9 protein-coding genes are annotated in these 11,987 nt (G+C 63.9%); all 9 read right to left on the bottom strand.

Going from position 1 to position 11,987, the window contains the following annotated elements; all coding sequences use genetic code 11:
- Positions 1 to 9: 9 nt before the first annotated feature.
- Entirely contained in the window at positions 10 to 921 is a 912-nt protein-coding gene (gene rocF / locus IRI77_RS22940) for an arginase (protein WP_194447339.1), read from the bottom strand.
- Positions 922 to 927: 6 nt separating this feature from the next.
- Positions 928 to 2,241: an asparagine--tRNA ligase gene (asnS, locus tag IRI77_RS22935; RefSeq protein ID WP_194447338.1), complete on the bottom strand. Its 1,314-nt coding sequence runs from the start codon at positions 2,239 to 2,241 to the stop codon at positions 928 to 930.
- Positions 2,241 to 3,071 (bottom strand): sugar phosphate isomerase/epimerase family protein, encoded by an 831-nt coding sequence (locus IRI77_RS22930; RefSeq protein ID WP_194447337.1) that lies wholly within the window; start codon positions 3,069 to 3,071, stop codon positions 2,241 to 2,243. Before IRI77_RS22930 ends, asnS begins: the two co-directional genes overlap by 1 nt.
- Before the next feature lie 6 nt (positions 3,072 to 3,077).
- A complete protein-coding gene (gene ggt / locus IRI77_RS22925) occupies positions 3,078 to 4,856 on the bottom strand; it encodes a gamma-glutamyltransferase (RefSeq protein ID WP_194447336.1) in 1,779 nt (592 codons plus the stop codon).
- 51 nt (positions 4,857 to 4,907) lie between these two features.
- Positions 4,908 to 5,732, bottom strand: coding sequence for an arsenite methyltransferase (locus IRI77_RS22920; RefSeq protein ID WP_194447335.1), 825 nt, complete (start codon positions 5,730 to 5,732; stop codon positions 4,908 to 4,910).
- Positions 5,733 to 5,862: 130 nt separating this feature from the next.
- The gene (locus IRI77_RS22915) at positions 5,863 to 7,275 is read right to left on the bottom strand and encodes a class I SAM-dependent methyltransferase (protein ID WP_194447334.1); all 1,413 of its coding nucleotides are present in this window, start codon (positions 7,273 to 7,275) and stop codon (positions 5,863 to 5,865) included.
- Positions 7,276 to 7,307: 32 nt separating this feature from the next.
- Positions 7,308 to 9,572 (bottom strand): serine/threonine-protein kinase, encoded by a 2,265-nt coding sequence (locus tag IRI77_RS22910; RefSeq protein ID WP_194447333.1) that lies wholly within the window; start codon positions 9,570 to 9,572, stop codon positions 7,308 to 7,310.
- A gap of 4 nt (positions 9,573 to 9,576) precedes the next feature.
- Positions 9,577 to 10,116, bottom strand: a complete 540-nt coding sequence (locus tag IRI77_RS22905) for an ECF-type sigma factor (RefSeq protein ID WP_194447332.1) — start codon at positions 10,114 to 10,116, stop codon at positions 9,577 to 9,579.
- A 21-nt stretch (positions 10,117 to 10,137) separates the two neighbouring features.
- The gene (locus IRI77_RS22900; RefSeq protein ID WP_194447331.1) at positions 10,138 to 11,862 is read right to left on the bottom strand and encodes an outer membrane protein assembly factor BamB family protein; all 1,725 of its coding nucleotides are present in this window, start codon (positions 11,860 to 11,862) and stop codon (positions 10,138 to 10,140) included.
- Between the last annotated feature and the right edge of the window lie 125 nt (positions 11,863 to 11,987).

Raw genomic sequence — 11,987 nt, 5'->3', positions numbered from 1 at the left:
AATACCTTGTCAGAGGATCCTTTTGCCCATGGCCGACATCACCAGTTCGACGCCCAGCAGGGCGGTCCGGTTAGCAGTGTCGAGCACCGGGTTCACTTCCACCACTTCCATGGAACGCACGCGATGTGAGTCGCTGAGGATCTCCATCGCCAGATGCGCCTCGCGATAGGAGAAACCGCCGCGCACGGGTGTGCCGACCCCTGGCGCTTCATCGGGATCCACGCCGTCCATGTCCAGCGAGATGTGGATGCCGGCCGTGCCTTGCGAGGCGATCATCACCGCCTCTTCCATGACGGAGCGCAGGCCGCGCTCGTCGATATCGCGCATGGTGAAGACGCGCACGCCGCTCTGCTTCACAATGGGCCGTTCCGTCAGGTCGACATCGCGGATGCCCACCAGTACGACATTCTTCGCGTCCACCTTTGGCGCGTAGCCGTAAAGGTGGGTCAACGGCTTGGGGCCGTAGCCGACCAGACACGCCAGGGGCATGCCGTGGACGTTGCCGCTGGGCGACGAATCCGGCGTATTCATATCCGTGTGCGCATCCAGCCAGATGACGCCCAGCTTCTGTTTCTTCTTCCGGAAGTGCTGGGCCATGCCGCTGACAGTGCCGACGGCAACCGAGTGATCGCCGCCCAGCACCAGCGGAAACTTGCCCTGTCCGGCCGCGCGCTCCACCTTGTGCGCCAACTCGACGCAGGTTGCGGCGATCGGCTTCAGGTAACGGGCGTGGGCCGCGCCGATCCGGGAGCTCTCCTGCTGGCTCACGAATACGTTGCCCAAATCCTCGACCTTGTAGCCGAGGGACACGAGCTTCGCATTCAGGTTCGCCACGCGCAGGGCCGAGGGGCCCATGTCCACGCCGCGGCGGCCGGCGCCGAGGTCCAGGGGAGCTCCGAGAATCGCGATGGTTTGCGCCATAGGCTCCTAGGGCCGCGTCCGGTACAGCATGCGCGGGAAGGCGATGGTTTCCCGGATATGTTCCAGGCCGCAGATCCACGACACCGCGCGTTCAATGCCCATGCCGAAGCCGGCGTGCGGCACGCTGCCGAAACGGCGCAGGTCCAGATACCACTGGAACGCCTCGGGCGGCAGGTTGTGATCCTTGATGCGCTGCAAGAGCAGGTCGTAGTCGTGGACACGCTGGCCGCCGCCGATGACCTCGCCGTAGCCTTCGCTGGCCAGGACGTCGACGCCGAGCGCGACTTCGGGCCGTTCCGGCGCGGGCTGGAAGTAGAAGGCCTTCACGGCGGCGGGATAACGGTCAACCATCACCGGACGGTCAAACTCTTCGCTGAGCAGTGTCTCGTCGGTGCCGCCGAAGTCGCCGCCCCATTCGATCTCGCTGCCCTTGCGCTTGAGGATCTCCACTGCTTCGTCGTAGCTGATACGGGGGAACGGCGCCTTGATCGCTTCCAGTTTGGTGATGTCACGTTCCAGTGTGGCGAGTTCGGTTTTGCGGTTCTCCAGGACGCGGCCCACCATGAAGACGATCAGTTCCTCGGCCACGCGCTTCACGTCTTCCAGGTCGGCGTAGGCCATCTCTGGCTCCACCATCCAGAACTCGGTGAGGTGGCGGCGGGTCTTTGACTTCTCGGCGCGGAAGGTCGGGCCGAAGCAGTAGCTCTTGCCGAACGCGGCGGCCGTGGCTTCGTTATAGAGCTGGCCGGACTGCGTCAGGTAGACTTTCTCGTCTTCGAAGTAGTCGACTTCGAACAGCGTCGTCGTGCCTTCGCAGGCCGCCGGAGTGAAGATGGGGCAATCGACCAGGGTGAAACCGTTGGAGTCGAAGTAGTCGCGGACGGCCTTGATGATCTCGTGGCGGATCTTGAGGATGGCGTGCTGGCGGCGGCTGCGCAGGTGCAGGTGGCGCTGGTCGAAGAGGAACTCGACGCCGTGCTCCTTGGGCGTGATGGGGTAAGGATGCTCCTCGCTCACACGCTGGACGATTTCGGCGCCTTCGATGTCCATCTCATAGCCGCCCTGGGCCCGCGCTTCGGCGCGCATCCGCCCGCGGATGATGACGGAAGATTCCTGGGTCAGGTTCTTCAGGGCTTCAAAGACATCCTCGGGCAGTTGGGCTTTCACGCCCACGCACTGGATGGTCCCGCTGCCATCGCGGATGATCGGAAAGATGATCTTCCCGGACTTGCGCAGGTTGTAGAGCCAGCCGGCGATTTCGACGGGTTCGCCGGTATGCTGGCCCGCGCTGGCAATCGTGATTCGACGGTAGTCAGACATCAAAGGTTCTCCAATCGGTCAAAGGCCTGCCGGGCCGCATCGATGGGGTTGGCGAAGGCGGGTGAGTCCTTAACCTCCAGCAGGAGCGGATACTGCGACTCCCTGGTGCGCAGCAGATCCATGGTCTGCTTCCAGGGAATGGTGCCGCCCTCGGCCAGCAGCGGGAAGAGATGCTTGTCATCCTTGCCGTCGTTGTCGTGGACGTGCGTGGACCGCAGCCGGTCCTGCAGCAGGGCAAAGGTGGGTTCAATGCCTTCCATCATGTTGGCGTGACCCAGGTCCAGGCAGAATTTCAGGTCGAGGTGCGTGATGCCGCTGAAGTAGAGCAGGCGTTCGGCGCTGCTCAGGCGGTTGGGGATGTTCTCGATGAGGATCTCCACGCCGCGGTGCTTGGCGAAAAGCTGCAAGTCCTCCAGCGCGGTGAACGCCGCATCGAGCTTCTCGTCGCTATACTCCTCACCCGAGACACCCAGATGCTGGATGAGGTACTTGAACGGGAACTTCTCGGCCACCTCGATGGCGCGCTTGATCTCCTCGACGGATTGCAGGCGGCGCGGCTTGGAGGTGTCGGTGAGCGTAACGACGGAAGAGGGCCCGGTGCGGCCCCAGCAGTCGTCGTTGTACATGGGCGCGTGCAGCGAGTGGCACTGCAGTTGCGCATCGCGGAACCAGTAGCCCAGCTCATTCACCTGCGACTGGTCGCGGTAGTCGAAATGTTGCCGGGCGCAGAAGATCTCCACCTTGGGGATCCCGGCATTCCATATCCGGTCGAGCCAGACCGTGTTGAGCCGGTGATTGACGAGAACGTGGGTGGAGAGTGCGTGTTCCATACGAGTTTAGTAACCGGCCGCCTTGCCGGAAGAGCGTCCATTCTGCGCACCAGCGAGCCAGGTGATGCGCGACATCCAGGTATCAGTGTTGCCGCCCTGGCGCGAGCTGGCCGCGGTGGCGCCGTCGGCCACCACACCGCCCCGCGAGGCGGCGGCGGCCCTGGGCCGTTCCACCATGATCGCCTCGACACTCGCCACGCCCGAGGTGCTGGCCACCTTGTAGCCCATCTTCTCCAGCGCGGAGCGGGTGTCCGGCGAGAATCCAGGCTCGAGATAGAGCGTGTCCGGCAGCCACTGATGATGAAAGCGTGGTTGGTCGATGGCCTGCTGCACATCCATGCCGAAATCGATCACATACAGCAGCACCTGCGTGACGGCGGTGATGATGCGCGAACCGCCCGGCGCGCCCAGCAGCAGGAACGGCTGGTTGTCCTTGGTGACGATGGTGGGCGTCATCGACGACAGCGGCGCTTTGCGCGGCTGAATCGCATTGGCCTCGCCTTCCACCGTGCCGAACATGTTGGCCTCACCCGGCTTGGTGGTGAAGTCGTCCATCTCGTTGTTGAGCAGGAAGCCCAGGCGCGGCACGGTCACTCCGTTGCCGTAGAGGCCGTTGATGGTATAGGTGAGCGCGACGGCATTGCCCTTCTCGTCGATCACGTTGAAGTGCGTCGTCTCGGATGCTTCGTAAGGCGCCGGGTCACCGGCCTGGATCGCGCTGCTGGGCGTGGCCGCGGCGGGCTCCACATTGGCCCAGAGCTTCTTTGTGTACGTACGATTGACCAGGCCGCTCACGGGAATCTTGACGAAATCCGGGTCGCCCACATAGCGGGCGCGGTCGGCGTAGGCGCGGCGCATGGCCTCGGCCATGTAGTGGGTAGCGCTGGCGGATCCGGCGCCGGCCTTTTCATACCCGGTGCCCTGCAGCATGCCCAGCATCTGGAACATGGCGATGCCGCCGGAAGAAGGCGGCGGCGCGGTGATGATCTGGTAGCCCTTGTATTCGCCGGTCAGCGGCTTGCGCTCGTGGGTTTTGTAAGCCTTCAGGTCTTCCAGCGTGATCTCGCCGCCGGCCTTCTTCGATTCCTCGGCGAAGATGCGGGCGGTTTCGCCCTCGTAGAAATCCCGGGCGCCCGACTTGGCGATGCGCCCGATCACCTGGGCAAGTTCCGGCTGGACGAGTTTCTCGCCCGGTTCGAAGCAGGCTCCGCCTTTGAGGAAAATGCGCTTGGATTCGGCGAAGGGCTCCATCACGTCGCGATTGCCGCAGAGGTTGCGCGCTTCGGCGTAGGTCAGGGTGACGCCCTGTGTGGCGAAGTCGATGGCGGGTTTGAGCAGCGTGGCCCACGGCTTGGTGCCGTACTTCTTATGGGCGTATTCGAGACCGCTCACGGTGCCGGGCACTCCGGCGGCACGCCAGCCCACCTGGCTGTCCTTGGTGCGCTTGCCGTCCTTGCCCAGGTACATCGTGCGTGTGGCGCTGAGCGGAGCGCGCTCCCGGAAGTCGATGAACGTGCTGGTGCCGTTGGCCAGGCGGATGAGCATGAAACCGCCGCCGCCCAGGTTGCCGGCCCGCGGATGGGTGACGGCGAGGGTCATGGCCACGGTGATGGCTGCGTCGACGGCGTTGCCCCCGGCTTTCAGCACCGCGACACCCGCATCGGTGGCGTTGGGCTCCTGCGAGACCACCATGGCCTTGCGGGTACGCACCGGTTCGCGCGCCGGGGCGGGGATCGTCAGGGCGCTGACCAGCGCCAGGGCGGCGAAAACTCGCGAGTTTCGCATGAAACCCAATTGTACTACCGAGATTGGGCCGCCCTTGTCCTGGACTACGGCTTAGACAGGCTTAGTCGCGCGGATGAAGGCGCTCATGAACTTCTCGTCCACCAGCGGGGCGATCGCTTCCACGTCGATGCCTTGGCCGTCGAGGAACTCACGCGCCTGCTCCACTTTGTAGACGCGAGTCGGCTCGAAACCGATGTTCTCGAAGCCGGCCTTGGCCAGTTTGGCGTGGTAGTCCTGCTCGTCGAGTGCGCCGGCGATGCAGCCCACCCAGAGTTCGACACTGCGGCGCACGTCAGCCGGGATTTCGCCGCGCGTCACCACGTCGGAGACCGCGAAACGGCCGCCGGGCTTCAGCACCCGGAAGGCTTCGCTGAGCACCATGTCCTTGTCGGCCGAGAGGTTGATCACGCAATTCGAGATAATGACGTCCACCGAGTTGTCCGGCAGCGGGATGCGCTCGATCTCGCCCTTCAGGAACTTGACGTTGGTCAGGCCCGACTTCTCTTTGTTCGAATTGGCCAGGGCGAGCATCTCGTCGGTCATGTCGAGACCGTAGGCCTTCCCGGTGGGGCCTACGCGCCGGGCGGAAAGCAGTACATCAATGCCGCCGCCGGAGCCGAGATCCAGCACTGTTTCGCCTTCATGCAGTTGGGCCAGGGCGGTCGGATTGCCGCAGCCCAGCGAGGCAAGCACCGCGGACTCGGGGATCTGGGCGGCCTGGTCGTCGGAATAGAGGTTGGCCGTGATCGGGTCGTTCGCGCCCAGCGCCACGGCCTTCTTGGACCCGCAGCAGCAGGAGGCTTCGCCTTCCACCACGCGCAGGGCGGCCTTTCCATAACGCTCCTGCACTGCCTGTTTTACATCTGTCGTGCTCATAGTAATCTCCTGTTCCTGCAATGGGGTGACCGGAGTTGCCACGGCATTGCTACGGCTTGTTTCTATATTTCTACTATAGTGGAATTATGGAAGAAGGCAAGCGGCAAATCGGGGCATCCTCCAAATTCTGCTATTCGCGGGGCAGGAGTTTGATGAGGGACAGGTTGACTGTCAGGACACGGCCTTCGCCGGGCGGTTGATTGGGCTCGTCAATGGTCGGCGAGCCCAGGATCTCCACCTGGTACTCCGGCGCTTCCGCCAGCGGAGCCTCCAGGATGAACAGGCCCGGGCGGTCCAGTTTCCATTGCCCGACGGACTCGCCGTTGGCGCGCAGCTCGACCTTCGCCACCGAGGGCGCGAACCCCTGCACACGCAGCAAGGGTGCTCCAGGACGCATTCGAACCAACCTGACCACGGCGCGGGCGCCGATCCAGCGGTACTTGCTGCCGAAGTCGCCTTCCAGTTCGTAGAAGCCCTCGACGAGCCCGTCTTCGTGGCCCGGCTTCGAGAAGTCCAATGTATCCGCGCGGTTACCGGGATAGAGCTCGGCCTTCAGCGAGGTACTCAGCAGGTTGTAAACGTTCGATTCGTTGCCCGCCTGGTAACTGCATCGGGGGCAGGCCATCTGGTCAGTGGTCTGAAAGGGAAGATCGGCCCCGCAGTCGGGGCAGGCCAGCGCCTCGGTCAGGGGGAGCTGCGCAGGCAGGCGCCCCGGTTTGCGGCAGAATGCGGCCAGGGTGGCGCCCAGGGAGTCCGCAATGCGGGCGTCGGCATTCCCGGGCATGCGGCGCAACACCCATTGCACCATCTGGTTGGCCCAGCCGCGCTGCCTGGGGAAGGTGACAAACCGGCACTCCTCGAAGTACTTATGGAGCAGGCCGGACCACTCGCTCAGGCCGAACCGGTGGTTCTGGCGGATGCCAAACGACTCCTCCTGATCGGCGCCGATGACGTCCATGGCCATGAAGTCGAGCAGGCCGCTGTCGTACAGGCGCTTCTCGAACGGCTTCATGCGTTCGGGATAGGGCGCGCGATAGACCCGCAGCGTCAGCTTGCGGCGGACCGGCTCCTCGGCAAAGTAGTAGACGCCGCCCGGGGCCAGGACGCGGTGTACCTCGCGGATGACACTCTCGATGTCCAGAAACTGGGAAAGTGTCTGAAACGACATGACAAACGCCAGCGAGTTGTCGCGGAACGGGAGGTGCGTGGCGTCGCCGGCGGTGAGGATCGGTGAGCGGTCCAGGTTCCAGGCGGTCTTCAGAAACTGGCCATAGCGTAAGGCGTCAGCCGAGATATCCAGCGCGAAGCCGTCGGCCTGGAACTCGTTGGCCAGTAAATAGGATGTGTGCCCGGCATTGGCGCCCACTTCCAGGAAGGGGGTCAGCGACGGGATGAAGTCCCGGTTTGCCTTGAGAACAGAGCCGCGCCGGAAGTTCTCATCGGCATAGGCGGCCAGCGCCCGTTCCGGTTCGCCCAGCGACGCGAAGTTGTGAAAGTCCACCTGCGCGCGCTTGACCGAAATCGACTGGGCTGGATCTGACATCTTTGCCCCTAAGTTGTACCGCAGGCACGCCTTCACTGGCAACCAAGGGCGCGGCTCCTGAGGCCGTGCAGGGACTCCTCATCCTCCTTGGTCGAAGACGGCCCGGCGACAATCCCGGTAAAGATGCGAAGCGCCTCACTGGTGGACGCTTTGTCGCACCCTTTGTTTCCGATCGAGTAGGCGGCCAGCCGGAAGTACCACGCATACCCCAGGTCGCGCGACGCTTCGACGTTTGTAGTGTCAGATTCGGCCAATCGCCTCAGAATGGCGATGCCGCGATCGCAATCGGCCAGTGCACCGGCCACGTCACCGGCCCGGGCCTGCGCCTCTGCCTTCATAACGAGTTGATCCGCGTGATCGCGAAGCAAGGCGGGCTCGTTGGGCTGGAGCTCTGTCAGTTTTTGGAAGTAGGCCAGGGCGCGAATGTGACTTTGGAGTCCGTCGGCCGGTTTGCCGTGCTTGGCGAGATGGTTTCCGATCCGTTGCTCTACAACTGCAAGAGATCGCAACAGCGCCGGATCGCGGGGGGCCACCGGCAACAGCCGCTCTCCAAGCGCACGCGCTTCGGTGAGGCGGGCCAGTCCGTCCGCCGGAGCCGTTGCGCTGCGCAAAGTGGCATCGCCCCAGGCGCTGAGCGCCGAGACGAGGAGTACCTGATCGGAGGTTTGCCCTGAGGAACGGAACAGGGCTACAGATTCCTGCAAGTGTCGTAGAGAGTCGGGCCAGTGAAACAGGCGATTCTCCAACTGGCCGCGCCGCTGCAGCACCGTGGCCAAGGCCCGGCGCCGGCGATCCGGATCCGCCTTGGTCGCCACCTGCCTGGCCCATTTCTCGGCCTCCTGATAGCTGCGCAAGGCCTCGGCGGGATAGCCGCGATTGGCGCTCCACGGCCGGCCCTGGGCGTCGCCCAGCCGCAGCCAGGCCGTGGAGATGTCTAAGCTGATCTCTTTGAGGGACTTATCGGCCTGCGCGTCGCGGTCCAGCTTCTGCAGGTAGTTCAGGGCGTCCGTCGCGATGCGTTCCCGCAAGGCGGTGGACCCGGGCAGGCGGGCCACTCGATCATGGTAGTCGAAGAGCAGGTTGAGGGCGAGTTTGTGGAGGTCGTCCAGGTGCGCCCGGGCCTGGCTTTCGGCGCGGCGCGTCTGCCTCCACTGCCAGGAAAACAGGCCTACAGCCACCACAGTGGACAGGATCGCCGCCAGTAGGATCGCGGTGGCGCTGCGGTTCCGGCGGACGAACTTCGACAGGCGATAGGAGATCGTATCGGGCCGGGCGGTGACCGGGCGCCCTTCCAGGTAGCGAAGGAGGTCCTCGGCCAAGCTGCGAGCCGAGGGGTAGCGGCGGTCGGGTTCCCGATGGGTGGAAAGCCGGACTATGGAGTCCAGATCGCGGTCGACCGCCGGGTTGACGCTGCTGAGCGCGGGCAGATCCTCGCCCGCCGCGGTTTTCGCGCGCTCGCCCGCCAGGAGCTCGAAACTGATCAGCCCCAGGGAGTAGATGTCGGATGCGGTCGTGACCGGCAGGCCCGCGAGTTGTTCCGGACTGGCATACCCAGGCGTATAGAAACCGGTCGCGGCTCCGCTTTTCTCCTCCGGATGTAGTAGTTTAGCTACGCCAAAATCCAGCAATTGGACGCGGCCGCCCGAGTCCACCAGGATGTTGGCGGGTTTGAGGTCGCGGTGGACGATCAGCCGCTGATGCGCGAAGTGCACCGCCAGGCAGATGTCGGCCAGGATTCTGACCCGTTGGGGGAGCGACAGCTGGTGCTGCCGGGCGTAGGTCAACAGCGGCTGGCCGTCGACGTATTCCATTACAAAATAAGGGACCCCGGGACCGACGGAGCCGCCGTCCAGCAGCCGGGCGATGTGCGGGTGCTGGAGCTGGGCAAGAATGCGGCGCTCCGACCGGAGGCGCTGCTCCGCGGCCGCGGTGACGAGCCCGGTGCGGCTGAACTTGATGGCGACCTGCTGGGCGAAGGCGCCGTCGGCCCGTTCAGCCAGCCAGACGGCGCCCATGCCGCCCGCCCCTAATTCACGGACCAGCCGGTAGGACCCAACGACCGCGCCTGTTTCCGGACGGAAGAGTACATTCGAGAACTCGGGCAGGGGGTCGCGTTCCAGGAAGGTGTTGGCCGACTGGTCGGCCGCGAGCATGCGGTCCACTTCCGCACGGATCGCCGCGTCCGGAGGGCAGGCTTCGTCCAGAAACGTTCCGCGCGCTTCCACCTCCACCTCGACGGCCGCCTCGAAGAGCTGGGCCACTTGCCGCCATTGTTCCGGAGTCAGCGCGGGTTGCATCGGTTCAGGTGGACAGGCGCGAGAACAGCCAGGCCCGGGCGGTGCGCCAATGGCGCTGGACGGTACGCTCGGTGATGCCCAGCACCTCGGCCACCTCTTCGAAATTGAGGCCGCCGAAGTACTTCATCTCGACGATTCTGGCACATTCCGGATGGAAGAGTGCGAGCTGGTCCAGGGCTTGGTCGAGCGCGAGTAAGTCTACCGTAGATGGGGGTTTGGAGGCAGGGTCAGAGGAGTCGGGCTCGTCGATGGACATACGCAGGGCACCGCCGCCGCGCTTGAGGGCGTCGTGGGCGCAGGCGTAGTTCACCAGAATGCGGCGCATCATGGACGCCGCCAGCCCGATGAGCTGGGCGCGGTTCGACCAGCCGGTCTGGCGCTGCTCCAGCAGGCGGAGGTAGGCCTCGTGGACGAGGGAGGTGGGCTGCAGGGTGTGGTCGGTGCGCTCGCGGCGCAGGTAGGACGCGGCGAGCCGGCGCAACTCCTCGTAGACCAGCGGGAGTTGGTCGTCGAGGGTGTTGCGCGGCTCGGCGGTATCAGGCATAACCGAATGAAACAGTGTAACTTAGCGTAGGGACGAAGCGACGATCTGTTTACCGGACTTGTGCGTACGGACCACGATGCCGTGCAGTTCGTCGACGACGTAGTCCGGCTCACGGTCGTTAAACACTACTTCCTGCTCGGTTTCGCCGCTGTCGAGGTTCACGCCGACGATGCCCGGCGCGCCCTTGTTGTCCATCTCAACGTCGGTCAGCATGTAAGCGTAGTTGAACGTGGCGTTGGCTGCGCTGAAACGCTTGGACCACGCTCCGAACATGCCCGAGATGTTGTCCTGGCGCATGTTGTTGGCCTGAGTGTTGGTGGACGTGCCTAGTTGGGTATTCAGCGCGGTGCCGGTGTTCATGTAGTAAGCCATGGCGAAAGCAGCCGTGGTGGCCAGCTTCTGCCAACCGGGCAGGTCCGGAGCTTTGTATTCAACACCCCAGGCGATCTCGTGGGTGGCCGGCTTGAAAGACAACAGGTGTTGTTTAGCGCGGACGACCACCGTGCCGTTCTGGCGCGGCACCAGGGCGAGCGGGAAATCCTCGTCGCTGTTATCCTTGCGAGCCATGGCCCGCACTCCGCCCAGCGCGAACTTGCCGGCCATCTTGGCGGCCTTTTTGCCGCCGCTCGACTTGGCTTTGAATTCGAGCGGGACGCGGAAGGCTTCCTTGGCTCCGCCGGCGGCGTCCGCCTTCAGGCCGACCAGGGAGCGGGCGTCGGCAATCATGACGGTGTTTGACGGTGCGTCGTAGACCATGTTTGTTGTCGATTCCTTGGCCCCGTCGTAATGCCACTTCAACTGGCCGGAGCCGGAATCAAGGGCCACGATGCCCAGGGGCTTCTTGAGTTCGAACTCACGCTTGCTGGAGTCGAAATAGGTGCCGCCCATACGGGCAATGACCAGGTTGTTCCTGACCAGGATCTCGGGTATGGCGGCGCCGAAGTCGGACGAGGTCCACTTGAGGGTGCCGCTGGTCTTGTCGAAGGCGCGGACAATGCCCTTGGCCGAGCTGTAGACGAGCCCGCCATCGACGATGGGTGACGAATTCGTACGTTTGTAGTGGCCTTCGGTGACGTCGAATGGCGCGCCCCAGAGGACGGCTCCGGTTTTGGTGTCGATCTTGTGCAGGCCGGCGTAGGCGAGATACATGGCGCCTTCCTCGAAGGTGGGCTGGGCATGGCCGTCGAGATCGAGGCGCGGCATGAACTTGCCACTCTTTTCATTGATATAGAGATCGGCCTTGTCCTTGATGCCGCCTTCGAACTTAACCTGGCCGGTCGCGATGTCAAAGCCGATGTAGCGGACTGGCACCTTGTTGCCGGCGAATTCACAGGAGAGCGCCACCACCATGCCTTCCGCACGGTTGCCGACGAGATCGATCAGGACGCCCTTCATCTTCTCGGTTTTCCAGACGTCTTCGCCAGTTTCGAGGCTGATGGCGACGAGGCTCGAGTTGTTCGAGAAGCGGCGGCTGTTCTCGGCGATGAAGAGCAGCGGGATGCCCGGAACCTCTTCGATGTTGAATTCGAGGAGTTTGCCCAGGTCGGTCCGGGTCCAGAGCAGTTTGCCGGATTCGGTATCGATGGCGTGCAGGCCCTTCTCGGTCGAAAAGAGGTAAGTGCCACCCAGAATGACACGCGACCACTTCACGGAGGCAGGCGCTTCCAGCGACCATTTCTCCTGGGCGGTCAAGGACATAGCTAACCCACAGAGCAGGGCAAACGTAGTTCCCAGTTGTTTTTTCATGTATTTCCCCAGCGGTTGTTTGGGGGCGGAAAGGACACCCTCCTCCGTGAACTGGACGCGGCGTATGACCCAGGTAAGGATGATGACGCTACACCAAATCAGGCGTCTCTGACAGCCCCTGCCAC

Source organism: Paludibaculum fermentans, from assembly GCF_015277775.1.
GTDB lineage: Bacteria > Acidobacteriota > Terriglobia > Bryobacterales > Bryobacteraceae > Paludibaculum > Paludibaculum fermentans.
Note: the sequence above shows the minus strand (reverse complement) of the source record. Positions and strands in the feature narration are given on the sequence as shown.